Consider the following 26,208-nt stretch of genomic DNA (forward strand, 5'->3'; position numbering starts at 1 on the left):
ATTGTTAAAGAGCTGTTTCGCCGCGATGACTGCTTGAGCCACCTTACAAACCGTTGAACTGGCTTGCCTCAGCGAGGAAGGCGTATTCTACGCATTTCCTGATGCTTGTCAATCACTGTTTTTAGCGAGTGAAGCGAGCGATACAGCCTGCTCTAACCTCTTGACAAACCAAGGCTTTTACACCTTATTCACCGCTGGTAACGCTTGGCGTCCCCGGCAGCGGATACGTACTTTACGGATTCAGCGCCGGGTTGGCAAGTGGTTTTTAAGCAAGGCTTTGAAAGAGCCGTAAGTAATGCTCATTAGGCGCCGCGGATTGAGCCTGGCACCAGTGATTCCGACCCAAGGTCGGCGATGCTACGCGCCCCGGTAAGCGTCATTGCAACCCGCATCTCTTTTTCAAACAGCTCAAGCAAATGCGCAACCCCGGACTCTCCAGCAGTGGCAAGCGCATAGATGAAAGCACGCCCAATCAATACGGTGTCGGCCCCCATGGCGATCATCCGCACCACGTCGAGCCCGCTGCGCACGCCGGAATCGGCCAAAATGGCCAAGTCACCCTTTACAGCATCAGCAATTGCAGGCAGCGCACGTGCAGTAGAGGGAACACCATCGAGCTGGCGGCCACCATGGTTGGAAACGACGATACCGTCCGCACCGAAGCGAACCGCGTCACGGGCATCCTCTGGGTCAAGTATGCCCTTAATGATCATTGGGCCATCCCATTGCTCTCTAATCCACTCCAAATCCTTCCAGGAGATGGACGGATCAAAGTTATCCCCCAACCAGGCAATGTAGTCCTCAAGCTCCGTTGGCTTACCGCGATAATCAGACACGTTACCCAAATCATGGGGGCGACCATTAACTCCCACATCCCAGGCCCACAAAGGATGCATTGCAGCCTGAAGCATTCGACGGGCCGGGCCGTGCTTACCGCTCATGCCCGAATGAGCATCGCGATAACGCGCGCCAGGAACAGGCATATCAACAGTGAAAATCAGCGTCTTGACGCCAGCAGCCTTGGCCTTCTCCAGCACATGCTTCATAAAACCCCGGTCTTTCAGCACATAAAGCTGAAACCAGATGGGCCGATCAATGGCCGAAGCCACCTCATCAATAGGACATACCGATACCGTCGACAGCGTAAACGGTATACCTTTATTAGCCGCCGCCCGTGCCGCCTGCACCTCCCCGCGCCTGGCGTACATGCCCGCCAGCCCCACTGGCGCCAGCGCCATCGGCATAGCAAGCTTTTCACCAAACAGCTCGGTTTCAAGTGACAGCGACGACATATCCTTTAGTACGCGCTGGCGTAATGCGATGCCAGCAAGATCTTCAACATTATGCCGCAACGTATGCTCCGCGTAGGATCCACCGTCGGCATAATGAAAAAGAAAGGGAGGTATACGACGCTTGGCGGCTTGGCGGTAATCCGTAGATGCTGAGATGATCATGAGGAGCCCTATGCGATGGATGCGCTAAACACTGGCGCCCAAAGTGGAAAATTGGTTTTACCAATTGACAAAAAACAATGATCAACATTAAACGATGATGCCGCTTTTAAACACTTAAAAACGCTATACTTTAGTTTAATAACACCATTCTTTAGTGCTATTAAAGCTAACGCTACCCAACCAATTCTCGCTCTACATGCGCTTGAGAAAAGCATTCATAGCTTTTAATATTGGTCTTACCAATTAAAGGGCTTTTAGACATGAGCGATTTCGCATGAGCTATTTCGTATGAGCTATCCACCGCTCCGCCAACAGCGCTTGGCCGATGTTATCACTGAGCGCTTAGAAGCCATGATGCTCGAAGGCAGCCTAAAACCAGGTCAGCGCTTACCCCCTGAACGTGAGTTAGCCGAACGTTTTGGTGTCTCACGCCCCTCTTTACGAGAAGCTATCCAGCAATTAGCCGCTCGAGGCTTACTGACCAGCCGCCAAGGCGGCGGCACCTTTGTCAACGACGACCTCAGCAATGGCTATACCGACCCGTTGCTGGAAATGCTTTCCCGTCACGACGAGTTCAATCTGGATTTACTCGAATTCCGCGACGCCATGGAAGGGATATCCGCCTACTACGCCGCGCTACGCTCTACACCCGCGGATAAAGCCGTCCTGATCCAGCGCTTTGAGGAACTCGACGGAGGCTTTGCAGGGGCGGATCCCATCCAGGAAGCTAAACTAGATGCCGCTTTTCACCTAGCCATTGCCGAAGCCGCCCATAATGTTCTGCTGCTGCATACTATCCGTGGCATTTTCCATCTGCTAGAGAAGAGCATTGTGAGTAACTTGGCTCATTTATTCGCCAAGGAAGGTTCGCGCAGCCAGTTAATGCAGCAGCACCGCGCCCTGCTCAATGCCATTTTGGAAGGGCGGGCTGAAGATGCCCGTGCTCGCGCCCATGAACATTTGGTATTTGTTGAAGAAGGCCTTCTTGAGATGGCAAGAGCTGAGACACGGGCTCAGCGCGCCCTTCGACGTGCCCAAGGCAGTGGTAAGACATCGGCATGAATAGCGCTGCTGGCATCAACAGCCAAGCACCGGCCCCTTTACCGCCACGCTGGCGACGCCTGTGGCTGGTGCTCATTGCGCTCGGCTTGCTTTTTTGCATGTGGCAAGCCGCCCAGCTGGCTCGTGAACAAGCGCTTTCTAACTTACAGGACGAAGCAGAAAACGAGTTGCGCCTGTCTGCTGCCAACTTAAACGGCTATTTACTGCGCTACGACTACCTACCGCAAATGCTGGCCACCCGGGAAGGCGTGCAGCGCTTTTTGGCCTCTCCCGATAGCCAAGACCCAATGCCGCTCAATATGCTGCTGGATCGTTTCCGCTTTACAGCGGGGGTTTCAGACGTCTATTTACTCAATCGCGATGGTGACACGATCGCCGCCAGTAATTGGCACCGTCCAAACACCTTTATTGGCCAGAACTATGCGTTTCGTTCCTATTACACCGATGCCATTGCCGGCGGACAGGGGCGCTTTTTTGGCTTAGGCATCAAGTCGCTTGAGCGGGGCTACTACTTTTCGTCCCCCGTGTGGCTAGACAACACCTCACCCGACGCACAGCCAGACGGCGTCCTTGTGGTTAAAGTACTGTTAGATGACGTTGAAGAGAGCTGGGCAGAGCAGGATGCCGAGCTCTTTGTCACCGATAGTGACGACATTATCTTTATGGCCAGCCATCCCGAGCTGCGCATGAACGCGCTCTACCCGCTTACTAATGAGCAACGCCAAAGCCTGCGGGCAACGCGCCGCTATGCCATGGAGCCGTTGACGCCATCGGGTATTGAAGTTAATGCGCCTTACCGCCAGGGTAGCCAATTAGTCAGTTTCTCCCAGGGCCCGCTAAGCAATGGCGACTACCTGAGCCTGACCCGGCATGTCCCCGAGTTTGGTTGGCAAATGCATATTTTAAAGCCACTAACACCGGTGATTAGCGCCCAGTGGATCGCCGCCCTTATGGCGGGCGGTCTATACGGCGTGGTAACTCTCGGCGCGGGCATTGGCTGGCAGCGCCTGCGGCTACGCCGTGAGCGTGAAGCGTTTGCTGAACGGGAGCGCAACACCCTGGCCCGCGTTCGTGACGAACTTGAGATCAGCGTCGAACGCCGTACCCGTGACCTGGTGGCCAGCAACCAACGCCTTTCGGATGAAATCGAGGAACGCCGCCGCGCTGAAGCCAGCCTGCGCCAGACCCAGGATGAATTGATTCAAGCGGCCAAGCTTGCGGTACTGGGCCAGCTTGCTGCAGGTATTAACCATGAGCTTAACCAGCCGCTGGCAGCTATTCGCGCCTACGCAGAAAACGCCCGCCGCTTTATGGAACTGGCCCGCCACGACAAGGCGGATGCCAATCTTGAGCAGATTGTTGAGCTCACCGAGCGCATGGCGGATATAAGTGCACAGCTGCGCCAGTTTTCGCGTAAGAGCAGCGAGCGCCAGGAGACCATTTCGGTACAGGCCTGTATCGACTACGCCCTACGCCTATTTCAAAACCGCCTGCGCGAAGGCAATATCACCATTGTCCAGGATTGGCCCGCTGAAACCTTATGGGTAAAAGGCGACCTAGTGCGTCTGGAGCAGGTATTGGTGAATTTAATCGGCAATGCGCTCCAGGCCATGAAAGGCCTACCCGCCCCACAGTTAACCCTGGGCGCCCATAGCTACCAGCAGCAGGTCATTATTAGCGTTAGCGATAATGGCCCCGGCATCCCCGAGGAGCACATAGGGCAGATTTTTGAACCCTTTTTTACCACCAAAGCGCCGGGGAGCGGTTTAGGCCTGGGGCTCTCGATCTCGTCGCGTATCATGGACGATTTAGGCGGCAAACTGCAGGCGGCTAATCAGCCCGAGGGTGGCGCCCGCTTCACCATTACACTGCCCCACTCACCGTTAACCCACACCCAGGAGAGCCCTACTTATGCATGAGCCGTCGACGCTGCCGGTCATGGTGATCGACGACGAACCGCATCTGCGGATCACCGCCAGCCAAACCCTCGAACTTGCCGGCTATACGCCCTACTGTTTTGAATCAGCAGAGCAAGCGTTGGCGGCATTGACGCCTGACTTTCCGGGGGTCATTGTCAGTGACATACGCATGCCGGGAATGGATGGCATGGCGCTGCTCCATGAGCTGCACAGCCGCGACGCCACGCTGCCCATCATCTTAATTACCGGCCACGGCGATATCTCCACGGCCGTAGAAGCTATGCGTGCCGGGGCCTGGGATTTTCTCGAGAAGCCGTTTGCCGGTGATCAACTGCTGGATGTGGTGCGCCGAGGCATAGAAAAGCGCCAGCTTAGCTTGGAAAACCACCGTCTTAAAGCAGAGTTGGAGGTGCAGCAAGCCGCGTTAGGGCCGCGGCTGGTGGGCCGCACGCCGATCATTTCGCGGCTGGCCGCCATGATCCAGCGCATCAGCCAAGTCGAAGCCGATGTACTGCTGTTTGGTGAGACCGGCACTGGTAAAGACTTAGTGGCCCGCGCGATTCACGAACGCAGCGGGCGGCGTAACAGCCCCTTTATGGCGATTAACTGCGGCGCGGTGCCCGAGAACACCATTGAGTCCGAGTTGTTTGGCCACGAAAAAGGCGCCTTCACAGGTGCCGTAGAGCGGCGCATCGGCAAGTTCGAGCACGCTAACGGTGGCACGGTGTTTTTGGATGAGATTGAATCGATGCCCATGGCGCTGCAAGTCAAACTGCTGCGAGTACTGCAGGAGCGCAGCGTCGAACGGCTCGGCGCCAATGAAACCGTGCCGCTTGATATCCGCGTCATCGCGGCCACTAAGGTAGATCTCAAAGCCGCTTCCGAAGAGGGGCACTTCCGCGAGGATCTTTACTACCGGCTAAACGTGGTCACCCTGCCGCTACCCGCTCTGCGCGAGCGGCGTGAGGATATACCCTTACTGTTCCAGCATTTTGCCGTCGTCGCGGCCAACCGCAGCGGGCTGGAAGCACCGACCCTCGATAGCCCTGCGATTGCCGCGCTGTTGGCTCATGATTGGCCCGGTAACGTGCGCGAGCTACGCAACCTTGCCGAGCGCTACGTGCTGTTAGGCGCGGCCTTTGACTATCGTTTGGATGCGCTGCTGGAAGGGGTCAACGCCGATACCGAAGAGCCCACCCTACCGCGCCAGGTAGAGCTGTTTGAAAAGAGCCTGATCAGCCAATCGCTGTCGCGCCACCATGGCCGGGTAACCGACGTATGCCGCCACTTGGGCATTCCACGCAAAACGTTTTACGACAAGCTTAAAAAACATGGCCTCCATGCCGATGACTATCGCCACAGCAGCGAGCCCTGATGCAGCAACTCGCCCAGTACCGACCAGGGCGGCGCCCAAGGCACCAAGGTCAGTGTCGCAATCAGCATGAGCAGATTGGACATTGGCCGACGGCTATCGCCTAGCTTAAGCGCCGTTCCAAACGAGCGCTTAAGCCGCGCGCCTTCAAGGTCAACGCTGTATATCTCATCCAAACACAAGTGGATCAAAAACCCTACCAGCGTGGCAGCCCCATGAGACCAAGCCAGCCACGCTGGCTGGTTGAGTAAATTAAAACTTAGCGCAGCGGTGAGCAGACTACATAGCCCACCCGCTAGCAGCGAGTGCCAAATACCACGGTGCACGGTAAAGCGCGAGAACAGCACCCCCGCCAAATAGCGCACGCTGAAATAGATCCCACCGCAGGCAATCAACAACGCTCCCGGCGTCAACCATGGCTGCAGCAACAGGACGCCCAATACCAGAGCGGGCACCGAAAGAAGATTGAATATCAAGCGGATAGAGTGGGATCGATCGGCATCGATATCGGGCAAAATCCCCCCGAACGTAACCAGTGCAATCATCACCACCGCCTGGGAGGGCGGCCACCATTGGCCTTTCCAGCCTGCGTAAGCTACCAGCATGCCGCCCGCCGCTGCCACCGTAATATGCGTGCGAAAATTAGCCATGACGCGGCATCCCAAAGTCTGCAAAACAGAAAACTGTATAAATTAACAGACTTTCGCTATCCGCGACATGGCTAATGAAGAAAAAAGGTTGCTAGGCCAACTGCTTAGGATTGATTAGACAAGATAGCTAAAGGGAGGGTTCGGCCAGAAAGCGATCTTTTAATTTAACGTAGTTGCCTGCAGTGTAAGGGAAGAACGCGCGCTCCTTATCTTTCAGCGGGCGCAGTGCTTTGGCAGGGTTACCAGCATACACATAGCCACTTTCCAAATGCTTGCCCGGCGTTACCACGGCGCCCGCAGCAATGATCACCTCGTCCTCAACGACCGCGCCATCCATCACAATCGCGCCCATACCAACGAGTATTCGGCTTCCCAACGTGCAGCCATGCAGAATCGCTTTATGGCCAATGGTGACATCGTCGCCAATGGTAAGCGGAAAGCCGTCTGGGCTGAAATCACTAGCGTGGGTAATATGCAGCACACTGCCATCCTGCACACTGGTACGTGCGCCGATGCGAATGCGATGCATATCGCCACGGATCACTGTCATCGGCCACACGGAGCAGTCATCGCCCAGCACCACGTCACCGATGACCACACTGGCCGGATCAATATAAACGCGCTCGCCCAATTGGGGCTCCATACCTTGATAGCGCCTTAATACACTGCTCATAACTCGCTCCTGAGATGTCGGATAGGAAACGGAGACATTGATCAACTCACTATAGCAACCCGCTAAAGCAACCCGCTAAAGCAACCCGCTAAAGCAACCCGGCCAGTAGAACAATAAAGGTCAGCGGAATCGACACCCAGCGGATGATATTGCGCCACACCAAATAACCACTTTCACCAACGCCTAACGCGCTCACCACCTTCTCACGGGGCATTACCCAGGCCGCAAAAATCGCGATCAGCAACCCGCCCAGGGGTAAGAAAACATCCGGCGGTATACTGCTGACCAGCTCGAAGACATTACGCCCAAATAGCGGCCGAAACTCCGCCAGCGTTGAAAAGGAGAAGGCTGATAGCAGCCCGATCAACCAGACGCTGAGCGCCACGATCGCCGTCGAGATACTGCGCCGTAGCCCCAAGCCCTGCAGTGTGGCGACCATCGGCTCCGCTAGGTTAATCGCCGATGTCCAGGTGGCCAGTAACAGCAATAAGAAGAACACGCTGAGCCATACAGAGCCCCAAGGCAGCTCCGAAAACGCAATCGGCAGGGTAACAAACATTAACCCTGGGCCGTCAGTAGGATCCATGCCTTGAGCAAACACCACCGAGAAAATAGCGATCCCCGCCAATAATGCCACGCTAATATCGAGTACAGCGACAGCAACCGCCGCTTTCGGCAGGCTCTGCTCTTCCGGCATATAAGCGCCATAAGCCATCAAGGCACAGGCGCCTACCGCCAGAGTAAAAAACGCATGGCCCATGGCATGCACCACTACAGAAGGGGTTAGCGCCTCGAAAGAGGGCAGAAACAACCACGCTAACGCTGGCGCAAAACCATCGGTGGTCGCGGCATAGCCCGCCAACAGCAGTAGCAACAGATACAGTAGCGGCATCAGCAGGTTATTCAGCCGCTCAAGCCCCTTAGCAACCCCCGCAGCTACGACGGTCATGGTCATAAACAGAAACAGCGAGTGATTAAAAATCAGCAGCCCTGGGCTAGCTAGAAAAGCCTCAAAGCCAGCGCCAATCTCAGCGGCACTTGCACCATTGAAGTTGCCGTTAACAGAGGCCACCAAAAACTCAATTGACCAGCCCGACACCACCGAATAGAAAGACAAAATACAGAAAACGGTGAACGCACCGAAAAGGCCAAGCCAGCGCCATTTTGGTGAAGCACCCGCTTCGGCTGCCAGGGCGCCCAAGGCTTGCATCGGCCCACGCCGACCGGCGCGGCCAATCAGTATTTCCGCCATCATGACCGGAATACCCAGCAGCAGCACAAACGCCACGTAAATCAGCAGAAACGCCGCACCACCGTTCTCTCCGGCCACATAAGGGAAGCGCCAGATGTTGCCTAACCCCACCGCAGCACCTGTTACCGCCAAGATAAAGGCCCGTTTCGACCCCCAGCGCTCCAGCGTCTCGCTCATCACATGCTCCTGCCATTCGTGGCATTAAAAGGCGGCAAGACTAGCAGGCACTTGCGTGCAGGCCAAACCCTGAGATTAAACCTAGCATTGAAACACGGCTTAACCGCCCGCACTGTGTCATTATTATGGCGTGTTTTGCGCTCGTTAACGGTCTTAAATTGATGTCACTTGAGGTGCCTATGTCCACCAATCCGCTGCTTGAAACGCACGAGCTACCCCCTTTTACCCAGATTCGCGCTGAGCACGTGGAGCCTGCCGTGGACACGCTGCTAAGCGAAAGCCGTGAGGCCATTGATCGCCTCGCCGAACAAGCCGTCGCCGCACCACCCAACTGGGACAATTTTGCGGCGCCCCTTGAAGCAGTGAATGACCGGCTTACCAAGATGTGGTCTCCCGTTTCTCACCTCAATGGCACCATGAATTCGCCGGAAATGCGCGAAGCGTACCAGGCATGCCTTGAGAAACTCTCTGACTTTGGCACCTGGGTAGGCCAACATGAAGGCTTGTTCCACGGCTGGCAGGCGTTGCAAGATGGCCCCGCATGGGAGAATCTGGATGCCGCCCAACGGCGTACCGTGGAGAATTCACTACGCGATTTCCGCTTAGCCGGCGTTGACCTACCCGCCGACAAGAAAACCCGCTACGGCGAAATTCAGTCGCGGCTCTCCATGCTGTCCAACCAGTTCTCCAATAACGTACTGGATGCCACCCAGGCATGGCACAAGGATATCGATAACCAAGAAGCGTTAGCAGGGGTACCGGAGAGTGCTCTCGACACTCTGAAAGCCACCGCCGAGGCCAAGGGTGTGTCTGGCTACCGCATTACCTTAGACTTCCCCAGCTTCTTCCCGGTGGTTAGCTACGCCGACAACCGCGAGCTGCGCCGCGAGGTTTATACCGCCTTCGTTACCCGTGCGTCTGATCAAGGCCCCGATGCGGGCAAGTTCGATAACGCGGATATCATGGAAGAGATTCTGGCGTTACGTAGTGAAATGGCCAAGCTACTCGGTTTTGCCACCTACGCCGACTACTCCCTGACCACCAAGATGGCGGACTCTCCCGAGCAGGTGCTCGATTTTCTTAACGACTTAGCCCGCCGTGCGGTGTCTCAAGCGAAAGAAGAGTTTGCTGAACTCAGTGATTATGCCCAAGATGAATTAGGCCTGGAAGCGCTGGAGCCGTGGGATGTTGCCTATGCTAGCGAGAAACTACGCGAAGCGCGCCACTCTATCTCCCAGGAGCAGCTACGTCCCTATTTTCCGGCCCCCCAGGTGGTCGATGGTCTGTTTCAGGTCGTTGAACGTCTGTACGGCGTGCGCTTTGAAGAAGATACCCAGGCGCCCCGCTATCATGATGACGTGCGCTATTTCCGTATCACCGAAAACGGCCAGCCGATTGCCGGTTTTTATCTCGATCTCTACGCTCGAGAAGGCAAGCGTGGCGGCGCCTGGATGGCCGACTGCCGAGTCCGCCGCCAAACGGAGCAGGGCCTGCAACTGCCGGTCGCCTTTCTTACCTGCAACTTCACTGCCCCGGTTAGTGGCCGCCCTGCGCTGCTCACCCACGACGAAGTCACCACCCTGTTCCATGAGTTTGGCCATGGCCTGCATCATATGCTGACCCAGCAACATATTGCCGATATTTCAGGCATTAACGGTGTCGCCTGGGATGCGGTCGAGCTACCCAGCCAATTTATGGAAAACTACTGCTGGGAGCGTGAAGGTCTGGATCTACTCGCCAAGCACGTAGATAGCGGCGAACCGCTACCCGCCGAGCTACTTGAGCGCCTCCAGGCAGCCAAGAATTTTCAGTCGGCCATGGGCATGATGCGCCAAATCGAGTTTTCGCTGTTTGACCTGCGCTTGCACCATGAGCTTAGCGCCCCCAGCGCCAGCGACGTGCAAGCTTTGCTGGATGAGGTGCGTGCAGCGGTCTCTGTGCTGCCGAAAGTGCCGTTCAACCGCTTCCAGAATAGCTTTGGTCACGTGTTTGCGGGTGGCTACGCGGCCGGTTACTACAGCTATAAGTGGGCGGAAGTACTGTCAGCAGATGCCTGGAGCGCCTTTGAAGAAGCTGGGATTTTTGATCCTGAAACAGGCCAGCGCTTTCGCCGCGAAATTCTTGAGCAAGGCGGCGCCCGCGATGCCGCCGATCTGTTTGTAGCCTTTCGGGGCCGTGAGCCGAACGTTGAGCCACTGCTTCGCCATAGTGGTATTCGCGCCGCTTAAACCTGCAACGCCAGCCTATGCGTGCTCCCACGTCGGGAGTACGCCCTTGGAGCCTAATGATGTCAAGTGTGAAACGCTTTATTGCCGGTGTGACCTGCCCCCGCTGCGCGGCGATGGATCGTATCCGTGCCTGGGAGCAAAACGGCATTCGCTACCGGGAGTGCGTCAGCTGCGATTTCTTCGAGCAACTGCCTATTGAGGAGGACGCGCTTACCGAAATGACCACTCGGGTCAATCAAGTGCGCGATGACCAGAAGCAGCAGGATGTGCAGCCAGTGCGTATTCTGGATCCAGGTAAATCCTCGCGTTAACACCTTCCCCTACCCCCTCACCACCACGGCTGGCTTATTCACTCTTCACCAGCCGGGTATCTGCTACGTTCCCTACCCGACTCACCGCCGGTAGCGTACGAACAGCTCAATTTGTGTGCGGATATTCGCACACAAAAAAGCCCTCAGCGTGCGAACACTCGGACACTTCAACGCTTGTGGCTTGCCACCAAAGTTGAATAAAAACTTTATAAGCCCATGATTTTAAAAATCTAACCTTTAAGTGGCACAACTATCGCTGTTATATAGAGGCATACCTGCTTAACGCAGTATCGACTGGCGGTATTAATAGAGGCCGTCAGACTATAACCCCAATAACAGCTAGGAATTTTCGCCATGCGCAAACATATGCCTAAAACGTTTACCCTCCTCGCCAGCAGCGCCCTGCTTGTCGCAGCCGCCAGTAGTGCCCAGGCTCAAGACCGTTCCGGGTGGCCCGACAACTTCACTGTTGGCACCGCTAGTCAGGGCGGCACTTACTTCGTTTACGGTTCAGGCTGGGCGAACTTTATTGCCGATGAGTTAGGCGTATCTGGCGGCGGTGAAGTCACCGGCGGCCCCACTCAAAACCTGGCGCTCGTGCACACAGGCGATATGGCATTTGGCTTAACCACCATGGGCCCTGCGTCTGATGCCGTTAAAGGTGAAAGCCCGCTAGCACCTGGCATGCAGATGGATAATGTCTGCGCGATGTTCCCCATGTACGAGACACCTTTCTCAATTGCGGCACTCTCAAGCAGCGGTATTGAGTCGATTTCCGACATTCCTGATGGCGCACGCATCGGTTTTGGCCCGGCCGCCTCAACCTCTGACACCTATTTCCCGGCCATTTTAGAAACCCTGGGCGTTAACTTCGATCGCCGTAACGGCGGTTGGTCAGACCTGGGTGGCCAGTTGCAGGATGGCCTGCTAGACGTTGTCGCCTTCGCTGCGGGCATTCCGATCCCTGCCGTTAGCCAGCTGGAAGTACAGACTGACGTTAATATCATCGAATTTAATGAAGAAGAACTGGCCACGGTGCTGGAAAACTTCCCGGTTGCTGAATTCACCATTCCTGCCAGCACCTATACGACGCTGGAAGAAGATGCCCGCGCTGTTTCCATGTGGAACTTCGCCATTGCAGGCTGCGACCTACCGGAAGATTTCGTCTACGAAGTCACCAAGGCCACCATGGAAAACAATGACCGCATGCGTTCTGTGCACCGCAGTGCTGAAACCACCATTCCAGAAAACATCAAGCACAACACCGTGCTGCCGTTTCACCCCGGCGCTGCACGCTGGTACGAAGAGAACGGCTATGAAATTGCTGATGATATGATCAACTAAGCAACTTTCCCCGTTCTAACTGCCCCGTTACCGGCCCCGCCGGGCGGGGCAGCTTTCGCTGCTACTACCCCTTTGTCTGCTTTTGCTGTGAGGGTGAACTCTAATGAGTCACAAAACCGACCAAGAACCCGATGACCTCAAGGATGATGCTCACGCGGCGTCTGTGATACCCGAGTCCATTGCCGATGGTGTCGATGAAGACGTTGTTGAACCCAACCGCCGCCTGTTTACGGGCTGGCAGTTCCTGCTATTTGCGGCATTAGCGATTGCTTACTCAAGTTTCCATCTGATCTCACTGAACGTGTATCCGATGGAAACCTGGTCGTTTCGTATCGTGCATATTGCCGGTGCACTTATTCTCGGTTACGGGCTATTTGCCGGTGCCCGTTTTGCCGACGACGATCACCAAGCATCTGGCGCCTGGATCAAATGGGTAAGCTACGCGCTACTGATTCCCGCCGCCTATACCCTGGCGCAAGTCTTTTTAATGCATCAAACGCTCAGCGGCAGCGCCATGCGCATCGACCCGAACATCGAAAATTGGCACTACGGCTATCCGCTCATGGCAACGACAGCGGGTGCGATCGTACTGTCATGGTTTTATCGTCAGGCCCGGCATCGCTTCAACCCTGCCGATTTGGTGTTGATGGTCTGTGCGATGGCCAGCGCTGGTTATTTGCTGGTGGCGTATAACACCAATATCCGTATGTCGACAGGTACCTCCTTCGCACCGTCAGGCATTTCCTGGGCGGCGATTGCGGGCTCTCTACTGATTCTGGAGCTTACTCGCCGGGTAGCGGGTCTAGCCCTGGTGGTGATTTCTGCGGTTTTCCTGACCTACGTATTTGCTGGCCCTTATTTGCCAGGCTTTTTAGGCTATCCAGGGCTGTCACTACAGCGCTTCTTTAGCCAGGTCTACACGGATGCCGGTATTCTCGGCCCAACCACCGCGGTGTCGTCGACCTATATTATTCTGTTCATTATTTTTGCCGCTTTCCTGCAGGCCTCTAAAGTTGGCGACTACTTCGTTAACTTTGCCTTTGCCGCCGCAGGCCGAGCTCGTGGCGGCCCCGCCAAGGTAGCCATCTTTGCCTCTGGCTTGATGGGTATGATTAACGGCACGTCAGCGGGTAACGTGGTTTCCACCGGCTCATTGACCATTCCGCTGATGAAGAAAGTCGGCTACCCCGCACGTAGCGCAGGCGCGATCGAGGCAGCCGCCTCAACCGGTGGGCAAATCATGCCGCCGATTATGGGCGCGGGTGCGTTTATCATGGCCGAAGTGACCGGCATTCCCTATACCGAAATTGCTCTTGCCGCGGTCATTCCGGCGATTCTCTATTTTGCCTCCATCTACTTTATGGTCGACTTCGAAGCCGCCCGTAAAGGTATGCGCGGTATGCGCAAAGATGAGATCCCGCTGTTTTCAAAGCTGGTCAAGCAGGTCTACCTATTCGCGCCGATTATTATTCTGATTGTCGCCCTGTTTATGGGCTACTCGGTGATTCGTGCCGGTACTTTGGCAACGGCATCAGCCGCCGTGGTTAGCTGGATTTCACCCAACAAAATGGGTCTTCGTGCAATTCTTAAAGCGCTGCAAATAGCGGGCACCATGGCGATTCAGATTATCGCCGTATGTGCCTGCGCGGGCTTAATCGTTGGGGTTATCTCGTTGACGGGTGTAGGCGCGCGCTTCTCATCGCTGCTACTTGGCTTAGCGGGCGTTAGCCAGCTGTTGGCGCTGGTGTTCGCCATGCTGATTAGTATTCTACTCGGCATGGGCATGCCGACCACCGCCGCCTATGCGGTGGCTGCTTCTGTGGTCGCGCCTGGCCTGATCAATATCGGCATTGAACCGCTGATTGCTCACTTCTTCGTGTTCTACTTTGCGGTCGTCTCGGCGATTACGCCGCCCGTGGCCTTGGCCTCCTATGCAGCCGCCGGTATTTCTGGTGACAACCCCATGGGCACCTCGGTGGCCTCCTTCAAGATTGGTTTGGCCGCCTTTATCGTGCCGTTTATGTTCTTCTACAGCCCGGCCATGCTAATGGAAGGCTCCGCCATGCAGATCCTCCGCGTCGGGGTTACCGCCACCCTTGGCATTGTCTTGCTCTCTGGCATGGTGCAGGCGTGGTTCTTTGGGCCCGTTAATGCCTTACAGCGCTTGCTGATGCTGGTGGGGGCGATGTTCTTGATCTACGGCGGTATCTACACCGACGTTATTGGCCTTGCGATTGGTATCGTGCTTTTTGTCATGCAGCGCAAGCTACACGGCGGTGGTAAAAAAACAGCGCAAGCGGGCTGATTGATTTAAGCCGCTAAGCGTAAAAACCCCGCTCAACATTTTCGTTGAGCGGGGTTTTTAATGGCCGTATAGCAGGACAACAAACGAACCTAGTCGGTCAGATTGTCAACGATCTTCAGCACCGGCGCGGCTTGGTTAAGCGTATAGAAGTGTAGGCCTGGCGCTCCGCCCTCCAGTAAACGCTGACAAAGCCGACTCACCACATCGGTGCCAAAGGCTGAGATCGCGTCACTGTCATCGCCATACGACTCCAACTGCTTGCGAATCCAACGCGGGATCTCGGCACCACAGGCGTCAGAGAAACGCGCCAGCTTGGTGTAGTTGGTAATCGGCATAATGCCGGGAATAATCGGCTGCTCGACGCCTAGTGCACGGGCTTTATCGACAAAGTTGAAATAGGCATCAGCGGTAAAGAAGTACTGGGTAATCGCCATATTGGCCCCCGCCTTCATTTTACGCGCGAAGTTTTCCACATCCTTATCAAGGTTGGGGGCCTGTGGATGAGATTCAGGATAGGCCGCCACCGCAATGTCGAAATGATTGCCGGTTTCCTCACGAATAAATTCAACCAGTTCGTTGGCATAACGCAGCTCGCCAATGCTACCCATACCGGAGGGCATATCACCACGCAGCGCAACCAAGCTATCCACGCCCTCCTCGCGGTACTGTGCCAGCAGATCACGCAGCTGGGCTTTCTCACTGCCGATGCAGGAGAGGTGCGGGGCGGTCGTGATCCCGCTCTCGCTAACCTCACGCACCACCTGACGGGTACGCGCCTGGGTAGACCCGCCAGCACCGTAAGTCACCGAAAAAAACCGTGGTTTCCGGGCGGCCAGTTCATCGCGAACGTGGATCAGCTTATCGCGCCCGGCATCGGTGTTGGGCGGAAAAAATTCAAAGCTGATACCTAGCGGATGCTCTTGGCTGCTCATGGGACTTCCTTATTAGTGATTAATAGTGATGATATTTTAAGGTATTCTCGCTGTTCCAACGGGCTGGGGCTAATGAAAGATTCCACGCTTGGCCTTTAATTCGGCTCATGTTCGTCGTCACGACACCTATTACGGGAGGGTAAATGGATCTTGCACCTGGGGCACTGGTTGGGCCGCTATTGATGTTACTGAGCTACGTGGGACTGGGTTGGCTGGCCGCCCAACGACTCAAGCTAGACCCCCGCCCGATCGCGACACTGCTGGTTTACCTGATAGCGCCTTTTACGATTTTTCGCGCGCTGATGAACGGTGGCCCGACGCTTGACTACCTCTTACTCACATTAGCGCTATTCATTCTGGCCAGCCTGATGGCACTGATCGTACAACGCGTCACTCGCCACCGCTTTGGTGAACAGGAAGCGGCCCTGTTGGCGTTCTCCTCAGGGACGGGCAATACCGGCTATTTTGGTTTACCAATTGCGTTGATTTTGCTGCCCCCGGAAGGCGTTACCCTTTACCTGTTCTGTATGCTGGGGATTAATATTTACGAATTTACCGTGGGCTTTTATCTCAGTGCCCGCGGGCGTTTTTCGGTGCGCGAGAGCCTGATCAAAATTTCACGCTTGCCGCTTATCTACGCTTTTTTATTAGCATTACTACTCAGTAGCCTTGAGGTAACCATTCCCGCCGCGGTCATGAGTTCGCTGCAAGTGTTTCCTGCTACCTATACGCTGCTGGGCATGATGATTATTGGCATGACGCTTAGCCAAGTGACGCTTTCCGCCTGGGATACGCGCTTTGTGGCCGCCTGCTTAGGGTTACGCTACCTGATGTGGCCATTGGTCATGCTAGTGGCGGTGTTAATCCTGCAGTGGGTCGCGCCGCTTTCCACGGAGCTGGCCTTAGCGTTGTTGCTGCTGGGTGTGGTGCCCATGGCCGCCAATGTTGTGGTAGTGGCCATGGAGCTGGGCATCCAGCCACAGAAAGGCGCATTAGCGGTGCTGGTCACCACACTGCTGGCGCCACTGCTGATTCCGCTCTATCTCGGTTTAATGCTGCGCCTCACCGGGCTTGGTTAGTGATTGAGCTGTTAAAAGCCAGCAACACCCGCATGGTTAAGCTGTGCGGCCATGCGCTGCATCTCTGGGTGGCTGAAAAATGCAACCAGCGCTTCTGCGCGCACTGGGCCGACGCCGGGAACGGCTTGCCACTGTTCGCGCTGGTAGCCCGCTAACTCATACCAATCCCCACGCACCGATTCGCTACCCGGCGGCGCGCCCAGCGCACTTAGCCAAGCTGCAAAAGGTTGGTCACGGGCTGCTTGAAATTGCTCGGTGAGCGAGGCGGCGGTGGCCTCACCAATGCCGTAGGCCTGTTGCAGCTGGCGTGGTTCAACATTCAGCCAGTCCAGTAAATGAGTGACTACGCCCGCTTCGATTAGCGCTTGCCAAGTACCTTCACCGACACCCTGCATGCCTAGCTGCTCGCCCAGGTAGGTAAGCCGCGCCAGCAACTGACTATCGCAACCGGGCGTTAACTCAAAACAGCTCAACAGGTGGTAGCGCTGGGGTGATGGCGGGGTCAGCGGCGAGCGCTCTTGAGTATGCCATACCACCTCGGTTAACTGGGGAATCGTTAGTCCCGCCAGGGAAATCGCCACTTGGTCGCCGGGGCGAACATCCAGTGATTCCCAACGTTCCATCGACCCTAGCGAAACGCGGCTAATACGTCGCCCCTCTAGCAGTACAGGATTGAGCCACACTAACGGCGTCACGCGCCCGGTGCGTCCTACGCGAAACTCAATGCCACGCACTTCCGCTAGCGCCTGCTGGGCAGGGTATTTCCAGGCAACGGCCCACTCAGGCGGCGATGATGACCAGCGTCTTATACCGGGCCGCTCAGCTTGCTTAATCACCACACCATCAGTGGCAAACGGAAGTGGGCCGTTGAACCAGGTATCGCGCCAGTAGGCGGCATCACGGCGATCATTCAAGGGATAGGTGTAGTCGGCGCTATCAAAGCCCAGCGCACTCAGTTGGGCTAAGCGGCTTTCCATGTCGGTCGGGCCGTCAGGCCAGCCCCATACAAACAGGCCAACACGCTCAAGGGTGGCCGCGTCAGGCGAAGACTGAGCCATGGCGCCTGCCACGACGCCCCGGGCTCCAGAAGAGGGAGAGCGCGACTGAACGTGCGCTTCTAGGCGCCAATACAGCTCGCCTTGGAATAGCGCAGAAATCGGTTCGGGTAACGTATTGGGAACAGCAGGCAGTTGTCGGGCACGGGCTGTCCAATCCTGGCCTCGCTCGCCATCGCCGCGGCTAATGGCTTCGACCAGCTCACCCTCTACATAGCGCAGCGTCACCGCTACGCCGTCCACTTTGGGTTGGATCCACAGGTCTTCGCGACGGCTGGTAAAGCGCCTGACGCCCTCGTCATCAGCTTTATTGAGGCCGCGCTGGGCCGCTGGGTGTTCAAGGGTGCCGCTACTGCTGGTCACCCGCGTCAGCGGGCGATGATCCGGTTCTACGCCTAAACAGCGCTGCCAGTTAGCTAGGCGCTCTACCGCTTGGTCGTAGAGGGCATCATCGATCAGCGCGACGCCTTCGTCGTGGTAGGCAGTGTCCCAGCGCTGAACCTGCTCGGCCAGCGCTTGGCTTTCCTGCGCCAGCCGCTCAGCGGGCCAACTTGGGCACTCCTCTCCCTGCGCCGAGAGCGCCACCGCTAACAGGCCACCCAGCCACCCCACTTTCATGATCCATCGCCAGCCCTGCATACCCATCCTCACATGATGACAAGGAAAAGACACGGCGCTTGCACCAGCCCCGTTAAGTTTAATTTACCTTAAACTGACCGTGATGCAATGCGGGAAACAAGGATTGGCGTGTTATCGCCTAACGCACAAAATGAATATGCGGCCGTGCATGGTGGGGCGAGGTCTCCACATGGGCGTCTACCGAGAAGACATCACGTAGCAGCCGTTGGGTCAGCACCTCTTCAGGAGCACCGGAGGCCACGATCCTGCCCGCCTGCATGACCAGCAGTCGATCACAATACATAGCGGCGTGGTTGAGGTCATGGAGCGCAATGATGCTGGTCATCGGTAAGCTGGACACTAAACGCAGTAAATTGATCTGGTGCTGCACATCAAGATGGTTGGTCGGCTCATCGAGAATCAACTCGCGAGGGGATTGGGCCAGGGCCCGGGCCACATGGGTACGCTGTTTCTCGCCCCCGGAAAGGCTATGCCAGGCATCATCACGCTTGGCGCTCATCCCGGTACGCTCCAGCGCCTCGTTGACCGCTCTATCGTCCTCACCGCGCCAGCCCGATAGCATCGAACGGTGCGGGAAGCGGCCAAGCTTGACCACATCGATCACCTTGAGGTTGGCATTGGTCGTGGCGTGCTGTTCGATGAAAGCGACTCGTTGGGCAATGGCCCGGCGGCGAAAGGTTGAGAGTTCCTGCCCATCCAGCAAGACCTGTCCGGCGTGGGGCCGCTTCAGCCCGGCCAGCAGCCGTAACAGCGAGGTTTTGCCAGAGCCATTGGGCCCCAGCACGCCCAGTAGCTTACCCGGTTCGGCTTCAAAGGAGACACCATCGATCACTGTCTTGGTGCCGATTTTCCAAATCAAATTGTCGGCCTTGATACTCATGATGCGCGCTGTAACCGGTAAAGAATGACAGAGAAGAACGGCACGCCCACCAGCGCTGTGACCACGCCGATTGGCAGAGACTGCTGAGGGATCAGCACGCGAGAGGCGATATCCGCCACCACCATGAAGATCGCTCCCACGATGGCACAGGCAGGCAGCAAGACGACGTGGCGTGGGCCGACCACGAAACGCGCCGCATGGGGAACCACCAGGCCAACGAAGCCAATGGTACCGACCATGCTGACGATGGTGGCGGTTATGACAGCGGTGAGGGCGAACAGGACGATTCGTGTTTGACCGACATTGACCCCCAGGGAAGCGGCGGCCTCATCGCCGAAGGCAAACGCATCCAATACCCGTGCGTAGCACAGACACGCCACCAGCCCCAACCCAACCACGACCGACACCAGAAAAAAATCCGGCCAGCGCACGCCACCAAAGCTACCGAGCAGCCAGAACATCACGTCGCGCGCCTGCTGCGCATTGCCTGCAGTGGTGACGAAATAAGAGGTCACCGCGTTGAACAGCTGCGATGCCGCGACACCGGCCAATATCGTGCGATCGGCACCGCCGCGAGCACCGTTCGAGAGAAGCGCCACGAACAGGAAGGCGGCGAAGGCGCCCACGAACGCTCCCGTTGACAGCGACACCGCGCCAGCGCCCAGACCGAGCATGACGATCAGTACGGCGCCGGTCGATGCCCCGGCGGAGATGCCCAGCACATAGGGCTCTGCCAGCGGATTGCGCAGCATCGATTGCATAATGGCGCCAGCCAGTGCCAGGCCGGCACCGCAGAAGGCCGCCACCAACGCCCGGCTCAAGCGGTAATCCCAGACGATGGCTTCGTGGATACGATTGATTTCGAACGACGTCCAGCCCAGCTTATTGGTGATCACCGCATAAGTGGTGGACAGCGGGATCGGCATATCGCCGATCCCCACACTGATACCCACCACCAGCCCAATCGCCACCAACGAGCAGAGCAGCAGTCCTGCCACCCCTACTAGGCGTGGCAGGCGCTCAGTCGTTTGCGGCATGTCAAGTGTGGCGCTCATCTCAGACCAAGCGCCTTAAGCTGTTCCGCCACCTCTTCAGCACCGAAGATCGTCCTCACCGTGGGATCCATCGCATGGCCATCCATGACCACGATCGCCCCGTTCTTGACCGCTCTCATCTCGCGAGTCGCCGGGTCTGAGTTGAGAAACTCGATCTTGGCGTCTGAGTTGTCCAAATCCCAACGGTTACGGTCGACGCGGGCCACCACGATGACATCTGGATCCGCCGCGATGATGCTTTCCCATCCAAGTGCTGGCCACTCTGCGTCGGAGTCGATGGCATTGGTGCCGCCCAACACATCGGCGATAAAGCCGGACGCGCCGTTCTTGCCGCCAAGATAAGCGTCCGCAGACGGCGACGGGCTGGAGAACCAAAAGACGAAGGAGAGCGGCTCGCTACCTTCGGGAGCTGCTGCCCGCAGTGCGGCTTCACGCTGCTCAAGCTCCTCGATCAGCGCTTGGCCCCGATCATTGACGTCGAAGATCTGCGCGATCTCGTCGATTTCCTGATATAGGCCGTCCATGCTCCAGAGTTGGGCGCGACTGCCGTAGCCGAACTTATCCTTCTCCATGCCCTCAGCGACGCAGGTGTTGGGAGACAGGTAGGTCGCCACCCCCACGTTGTCGAAGTCCTCCCGTGTCGCCACTCTGCTTGATGGACCTATCAGGCTAGGCAGAGCAGCCGTCACAAGATCCGGTTCTTTTGCCAAAATAGACTCGAAGGTAGGAAACTCGACTGTTAATACCTCCACCTTGGCATTGGCCTCGGCCAACTGCGGCAAGACTTGGTTCGGCCAGAAAGCGGTGCCCACCATCTGGTCTTCGAGGCCGAGCAGCAGCATGATTTCCGCACTGGCCTGACCTATGCCTACAGCCCGTTCGGGCGCCTTGTCAAAGGTCACCTCTACGCCGCAGTTATTTAGCGTTAAAGGGTAGTCTGTATTGCCCGCTAGGGCGGAGGATGAGCCCAGCCCTAGCAAGGCGCAGAATCCGGTCACAGCAAGAAAGCGTGTCATGTCTTACCATCACTATTGGTAGAGGTGTAAAGATTGCATCACCTAAGCATACGCTGCCCAGACAACGAAGCGACTGATACTCATTTACAAGCGAGAGAAATATAAGCGCAAATCATTCTCGTCGCAACCGTTGGCCATGCGTATCCAAAAAAAGCGCCCCTGGTATTAACCAGAGGCGCGGACGAGGAGCTGCAGGCGACTAAGCGCTTACAAACCGGCGGCCTTACGCAGCGCGTCGGCTTTATCCACCTTTTCCCACGGGAAAGCGGTAAAGGTTTCGGTATGCGCTTGGCCTTTATCGTCACTCCAAGTGTAGCTGTGCTCGAACGGCGCCCGGCCGAAGTGACCATAAGCGGCGGTGAGCTGGTACATCGGGTGCAGCAGGTCAAGCATTTTGGTGATCGCGTAGGGGCGCAAGTCAAAGTGCTCGCGAACCAGCGCAACGATCTTGGCGTCGTCAATTTTGCCGGTACCGAAAGTATCGATAGAGACAGAGGTCGGCTCGGCAACACCAATCGCGTAGGAGACCTGAATTTCACACTTATCTGCCAGGCCCGAGGCAACTACATTCTTAGCCACGTAGCGGCCCGCATAAGCGGCGCTGCGGTCAACTTTAGAGGGGTCTTTGCCCGAGAACGCACCACCACCGTGACGCGCCATGCCGCCGTAGGTATCGACGATGATCTTACGACCAGTGAGTCCACAGTCGCCGACAGGGCCACCAATCACGAACTTACCGGTTGGGTTAATATGGTACTGGGTATTCTCATCCAACCATTCAGCGGGAATCACTTGCTCAATGACCTCGCGCTTGATCATTTTGCGCAGGTCTTCTTGATCAATGTCAGGATCGTGCTGGGTAGACAAAACGATGGCGTCGACACCGCAGGGTTGGCCTTCGGCGTTATAGCGGAAGGTGACCTGGCTCTTGGCATCCGGGCGCAGCCATGGAAGCAGGCCATTTTTACGCAGTTCGGCCTGACGCTCGACTAAACGGTGAGAGTAGTGGATCGGCGCTGGCATAAACGAATCGGTTTCGTTGGTTGCGTAGCCAAACATTAGGCCTTGGTCGCCAGCCCCCTGATCTTCCGGCTTAGTGCGATCAACGCCCTGGGCGATATCGACACTCTGCTTACCGATCAGGTTAACCACGCCACAGGTCGCGCCATCAAAACCGACATCAGACGAATTATAGCCAATGCTGATAATCACATCGCGCACGAGGGTTTCTAAATCGACCCAGGCAGAGGTGGTAATTTCACCCGCAATGATCGCCACCCCGGTTTTCACCATGGTTTCACAGGCAACACGCGCCTGTTTATCACGGGCAATAATGGCGTCTAACACCGCGTCAGAAATCTGATCGGCAATCTTATCGGGATGACCTTCGGAGACGGACTCGGAGGTAAACAGGGAATATTCGCTCATCGCGCACTCTACCCTCTGTATGACGGCTGCAGGTAACCCACAGCATCAGCAGGAAATCATGGCAGGTGTCCCCTGCCCATATTAGCGAAGTAATGACGTTCTTCATCACTTCGGGAGGCAGAGTCTACACGCTGTCGGCGATGCTTCCCAGAACGAGATCCCCACAATTTGTCATCACATTTGCCGCCACATGGGAAGTCAGCGACAATAGCGCCTTTATAATTTCTGTTTTCAGGCGAGGAGCACCCCCATGCCGTCCCGTTTTGAGCTAGCCAATGCCATTCGCGCCCTTTCCATGGATGCCGTTCAGAAGGCCAAATCCGGCCACCCTGGCGCCCCCATGGGAATGGCTGATATCGCCGAGGTGCTATGGAATGACTACCTCAAGCACAACCCCGAAGACCCCAAGTGGGCCGATCGTGACCGCTTTGTGCTCTCCAATGGTCACGGCTCCATGCTGCTTTACTCGCTGCTGCACCTGAGCGGCTACGAGCTAAGCCTGGAGCAGCTACAAAATTTCCGCCAACTGCATTCGCCCACCGCCGGCCACCCGGAATTTGGCTACGCACCAGGCATTGAGACCACCACCGGCCCGCTGGGCCAGGGCTTTGCCAATGCAGTGGGCTTTGCCATTGCTGAAAAAACTCTGGCGGCGCAGTTTAACCGCCCCGGCCACACCATTGTGGATCACCACACCTGGTGTTTCCTGGGTGACGGCTGCTTGATGGAGGGCATCTCCCACGAAGCCGCCTCGCTAGCCGGCACCCAACAGTTGGGTAAGTTGATCGCCCTGTATGACGACAACGGCATTTCTATCGATGGTGAAGTGGAAGGCTGGTTTACCGACGATACCGCCAAGCGTTTTGAAGCCTATGGCTGGCACGTAGTCCCCAACGTTGATGGTCATAAACCTGAAGAGGTCAAAGCCGCTATTGAGCTGGCCAAGAGCCATGACGATAAGCCGAGCCTGATTATCTGCAAAACCATTATCGGCTTTGGCGCGCCCAACAAGCAGGGTAAAGAGGACGCCCATGGCGCCCCTCTGGGCGACGACGAAGTGGCCCTGGCACGCACCCAACTCGACTGGCCCCACGCCCCCTTCCATATCCCTGAGCCGATCTACTCGGCCTGGGATGCTCGCGATGCGGGCAAAGCGGCGCAGCAGGCGTGGGAAGAGCGTTTTGCCCGCTACAAAGAGGCCTTCCCCACGGAAGCGCGGGAATTCACCCGCCGCGTGAAGCGCCAACTGCCGACGGAACTGCCTACTGAGGCCTTGATTGAGCAGGCCCAAGAGCGCGGCGAGACCATCGCCTCACGCAAAGCCTCCTTTGAAGTGTTGAACGCCATTGGCCCGAAAATGCCGGAACTGCTGGGCGGCAGTGCTGACCTGGCGCCGTCTAACCTGACCTTTTGGAAAGGCGCCAAAGCGATCACCCCGGAAGACGCCAGCGGCAACTACCTGCACTACGGCGTACGTGAGTTCGGCATGGGGGCGGTCATGAACGGCATCGCCCTGCACGGCGGTTTGGTGCCTTACGGCGCGACCTTCCTGATCTTTATGGAGTACATGCGTAACTCGATTCGCATGGCAGCGTTGATGGGCCAGCAAGCCATCTATGTGTTTACCCACGACTCCATCGGTCTGGGCGAAGATGGCCCAACCCACCAGCCGATTGAGCAGTTGACCAGCCTGCGCACCACGCCGAACCTGAACACCTGGCGCCCCTGCGATGCGGTGGAAACCGCAGCGGCCTGGGATGCGGCGATCAAGCGCCACTCTGGCCCCACGGCGCTGGTACTGTCACGCCAGAACCTGCCCCATCAGCAGCGCACCAAAGCGCAGCTGGCATCGATTCAGAACGGGGCGTATGTCCTAAAAGATAGCGCAGGGACGCCCGAGCTGATTCTGATCGCCACCGGCTCAGAAGTGGCTCTGGCCATGGACGCCGCTGCAGAGCTTGAACAGCAAGGTAAAGCGGTGCGCGTGGTCTCCATGCCCTCGGCCTACCGCTTTAACGGGCAGGATGCGGAGTACCGTGAAAGCGTATTGCCCAAGGCGGTGACCAAGCGTATCGCCATCGAAGCTGCCCACGCCGACTACTGGTACAAATATGTGGGCCTGGACGGCCGCGTGATCGGCATGACCACCTACGGCGAATCGGCCCCGGCAGGCGATCTATTTAAGCACTTCGGCTTTACTGTCGAGAATGTGGTCAAACAAGCCAACGAACTACTCGACTAAGCCATGCCCGCACTCAGTGGCTTTCTATGGCTGATTAGCTACTGGCTGATCGGTGAAGTGGTGATCCACTTCACCGGTCTTCCGATCTCGTCAGGCGTGATCGGCATGCTGCTGCTCTGTGCGACGCTCGCCGTGCGCGGCCGTGTCCCGACCAGTATTGCCGCTGCCGCTCAGCCACTGATTGCACTACTTGCCATGTTGATTATGCCCGGCGTTGTGGGGGTATTTTTCATTATCGGCGAGCTGGCAGGCCAGTGGAGCGCCATTCTTATTGCCTTAGTGGTAGGCACATTACTCAGTGTGACGACGACGCTTTGGCTGCTCAAACGTCTTATCGGGCAGCCGCATGCACGCTAATACACCGCTACTCGAACTGTTAACCACTACCCCGCTGTTTGCAGTGGGCTTAACGCTTGCCGCTTATTTGCTGGGTAGCGCGCTGTTCCAGCGTCTAAAGCGCCCTTCTTGGCTGCCCGCTATTTTGATCGCAGCGCTGCTGCTGGCGGGGGCATTAGCGCTGATAGGACTGCCTTACGCTACGTACCAGCAAGGGGCCACATGGCTAACGGTGCTATTGGGGCCAGCCACGGTGGCGCTGGGTATGCCGCTTTATCAACAGCTGCCGCGTATCGTTGAATTATGGCGACCGCTAGCGATTTGTTTGCCCATCGCCGCGACGCTGGCGGCTTGCTACTCGCTGGCAATTGCTTGGTTGCTGGGCAGCTCGGACACCATACTCGCATCCATTGCCGCTAAATCGGTGACTGCGCCAATCGCTATCGGCATTACCGAGCAATTGGGCGGCACTACTGCACTGCTGTTGGGCGCACTGCTGGTGACCGGGGTGATAACGATTCCCTGTGTTAGTCTGGCGTCGCGTTGGCTGCATATTGAAGATGACCGCTTGATCGGTTTTGCCCTGGGGCTTAACGGTCATGCTATTGGTACGGTAAGAGCGTTTGAGATCAGCCCCACCGCCGGCGCTTTCGCGTCACTGGGCATGAGCCTTACCGGTATTTTCACCGCGGTGCTGCTGCCACTTGCCTGGCGATTGATAGGCATGGCCAGTTGAAAGGCGCAGTTAGCCGATAACAGTCGCCCGCTGAAATACGTTATCATCGCAACGAGTTCTAGC

Annotated in this window: 21 protein-coding genes; 11 read left to right on the top strand and 10 right to left on the bottom strand. The window is 56.8% G+C overall.

From position 1 onward, the window contains the following. Positions 1-302: 302 nt before the first annotated feature. A complete protein-coding gene (lldD, locus tag J7J49_RS21840) occupies positions 303-1,454 on the bottom strand; it encodes an FMN-dependent L-lactate dehydrogenase LldD (protein WP_064232636.1) in 1,152 nt (383 codons plus the stop codon). Positions 1,455-1,742: 288 nt separating this feature from the next. Here lldD and J7J49_RS21845 point away from each other — a divergent pair, with 288 nt between their 5' ends. Genes J7J49_RS21845 through J7J49_RS21855 form a run of 3 tightly spaced genes read left to right on the top strand, consistent with a single transcriptional unit; the run spans position 1,743 to position 5,810 of the window. After that, entirely contained in the window at positions 1,743-2,516 is a 774-nt protein-coding gene (locus J7J49_RS21845; protein WP_064232634.1) for a GntR family transcriptional regulator, read from the top strand. Then, a complete protein-coding gene (locus J7J49_RS21850) occupies positions 2,513-4,435 on the top strand; it encodes a sensor histidine kinase (RefSeq protein ID WP_215095657.1) in 1,923 nt (640 codons plus the stop codon). Before J7J49_RS21845 ends, J7J49_RS21850 begins: the two co-directional genes overlap by 4 nt. Beyond that, positions 4,428-5,810: a sigma-54-dependent transcriptional regulator gene (locus J7J49_RS21855; RefSeq protein WP_215095659.1), complete on the top strand. Its 1,383-nt coding sequence runs from the start codon at positions 4,428-4,430 to the stop codon at positions 5,808-5,810. The genes J7J49_RS21850 and J7J49_RS21855 overlap by 8 nt, the downstream gene beginning before the upstream one ends. On the opposite strand, the gene J7J49_RS21860 is transcribed toward J7J49_RS21855, so the two are convergent. The 3 genes from J7J49_RS21860 to J7J49_RS21870 form a co-directional block, all read right to left on the bottom strand. Continuing rightward, positions 5,786-6,457, bottom strand: coding sequence for a metal-dependent hydrolase (locus J7J49_RS21860; protein WP_064232627.1), 672 nt, complete (start codon positions 6,455-6,457; stop codon positions 5,786-5,788). The genes J7J49_RS21855 and J7J49_RS21860 overlap by 25 nt on opposite strands. A gap of 127 nt (positions 6,458-6,584) precedes the next feature. Then, positions 6,585-7,130 (bottom strand): gamma carbonic anhydrase family protein, encoded by a 546-nt coding sequence (locus J7J49_RS21865; RefSeq protein ID WP_064232625.1) that lies wholly within the window; start codon positions 7,128-7,130, stop codon positions 6,585-6,587. Between the two features lie 88 nt (positions 7,131-7,218). After that, positions 7,219-8,559: a sodium-dependent transporter gene (locus J7J49_RS21870; protein ID WP_064232623.1), complete on the bottom strand. Its 1,341-nt coding sequence runs from the start codon at positions 8,557-8,559 to the stop codon at positions 7,219-7,221. Between the two features lie 179 nt (positions 8,560-8,738). On the opposite strand from J7J49_RS21870, the gene prlC reads away from it, so the two are divergent. The 4 genes from prlC to J7J49_RS21890 all read left to right on the top strand — a co-directional run bounded on the left by prlC (position 8,739) and on the right by J7J49_RS21890 (position 14,747). Next, positions 8,739-10,787 (top strand): oligopeptidase A, encoded by a 2,049-nt coding sequence (prlC, locus tag J7J49_RS21875; RefSeq protein ID WP_215095661.1) that lies wholly within the window; start codon positions 8,739-8,741, stop codon positions 10,785-10,787. Positions 10,788-10,846: 59 nt separating this feature from the next. Continuing rightward, positions 10,847-11,098: a YheV family putative zinc ribbon protein gene (locus tag J7J49_RS21880; RefSeq protein ID WP_027958898.1), complete on the top strand. Its 252-nt coding sequence runs from the start codon at positions 10,847-10,849 to the stop codon at positions 11,096-11,098. A gap of 354 nt (positions 11,099-11,452) precedes the next feature. Further along, on the top strand, positions 11,453-12,442 hold the full coding sequence (locus J7J49_RS21885) for a TAXI family TRAP transporter solute-binding subunit (protein ID WP_064232618.1): 990 nt from the start codon (positions 11,453-11,455) through the stop codon (positions 12,440-12,442). A 103-nt stretch (positions 12,443-12,545) separates the two neighbouring features. Continuing rightward, positions 12,546-14,747 carry a TRAP transporter permease gene (locus J7J49_RS21890; protein WP_215095663.1) on the top strand — a complete coding sequence of 734 codons (2,202 nt, stop codon included), beginning with the start codon at positions 12,546-12,548 and terminating at the stop codon, positions 14,745-14,747. Positions 14,748-14,836: 89 nt separating this feature from the next. Here the strand turns inward: J7J49_RS21890 and metF are convergent, their stop codons facing one another. Beyond that, complete coding sequence (metF, locus tag J7J49_RS21895) at positions 14,837-15,679, bottom strand: methylenetetrahydrofolate reductase [NAD(P)H] (protein ID WP_215095665.1); 843 nt, start codon at positions 15,677-15,679, stop codon at positions 14,837-14,839. Positions 15,680-15,822: 143 nt separating this feature from the next. On the opposite strand from metF, the gene J7J49_RS21900 reads away from it, so the two are divergent. Continuing rightward, positions 15,823-16,758, top strand: coding sequence for an AEC family transporter (locus tag J7J49_RS21900; RefSeq protein WP_064232612.1), 936 nt, complete (start codon positions 15,823-15,825; stop codon positions 16,756-16,758). 11 nt (positions 16,759-16,769) lie between these two features. Here the strand turns inward: J7J49_RS21900 and ligB are convergent, their stop codons facing one another. The 5 genes from ligB to metK form a co-directional block, all read right to left on the bottom strand. Then, the gene (ligB, locus tag J7J49_RS21905; RefSeq protein ID WP_502793525.1) at positions 16,770-18,452 is read right to left on the bottom strand and encodes an NAD-dependent DNA ligase LigB; all 1,683 of its coding nucleotides are present in this window, start codon (positions 18,450-18,452) and stop codon (positions 16,770-16,772) included. Positions 18,453-18,570: 118 nt separating this feature from the next. Next, positions 18,571-19,332: an ABC transporter ATP-binding protein gene (locus J7J49_RS21910; protein WP_215095667.1), complete on the bottom strand. Its 762-nt coding sequence runs from the start codon at positions 19,330-19,332 to the stop codon at positions 18,571-18,573. After that, a complete protein-coding gene (locus tag J7J49_RS21915; RefSeq protein WP_215095669.1) occupies positions 19,329-20,387 on the bottom strand; it encodes a FecCD family ABC transporter permease in 1,059 nt (352 codons plus the stop codon). The genes J7J49_RS21910 and J7J49_RS21915 overlap by 4 nt, the downstream gene beginning before the upstream one ends. Beyond that, on the bottom strand, positions 20,384-21,403 hold the full coding sequence (locus tag J7J49_RS21920) for an ABC transporter substrate-binding protein (protein ID WP_215095671.1): 1,020 nt from the start codon (positions 21,401-21,403) through the stop codon (positions 20,384-20,386). Before J7J49_RS21920 ends, J7J49_RS21915 begins: the two co-directional genes overlap by 4 nt. 207 nt (positions 21,404-21,610) lie before the next feature. Then, positions 21,611-22,831: a methionine adenosyltransferase gene (metK, locus tag J7J49_RS21925; RefSeq protein WP_064232605.1), complete on the bottom strand. Its 1,221-nt coding sequence runs from the start codon at positions 22,829-22,831 to the stop codon at positions 21,611-21,613. Between the two features lie 250 nt (positions 22,832-23,081). Between metK and tkt the strand changes: the two genes are divergently transcribed. From tkt to J7J49_RS21940, 3 genes are read left to right on the top strand one after another with little or no spacing between them, the layout of a single operon-like run. Beyond that, entirely contained in the window at positions 23,082-25,073 is a 1,992-nt protein-coding gene (tkt, locus tag J7J49_RS21930; RefSeq protein ID WP_215095673.1) for a transketolase, read from the top strand. Between the two features lie 3 nt (positions 25,074-25,076). After that, positions 25,077-25,430, top strand: a complete 354-nt coding sequence (locus J7J49_RS21935; RefSeq protein ID WP_215095675.1) for a CidA/LrgA family protein — start codon at positions 25,077-25,079, stop codon at positions 25,428-25,430. Continuing rightward, positions 25,420-26,145, top strand: coding sequence for an LrgB family protein (locus tag J7J49_RS21940; protein ID WP_215095677.1), 726 nt, complete (start codon positions 25,420-25,422; stop codon positions 26,143-26,145). The genes J7J49_RS21935 and J7J49_RS21940 overlap by 11 nt, the downstream gene beginning before the upstream one ends. Positions 26,146-26,208 lie beyond the last annotated feature (63 nt).

Origin of the sequence: Halomonas sp. ISL-56 (assembly GCF_018612805.1) — a bacterium.
Taxonomy (GTDB): Bacteria; Pseudomonadota; Gammaproteobacteria; order Pseudomonadales; family Halomonadaceae; genus Vreelandella.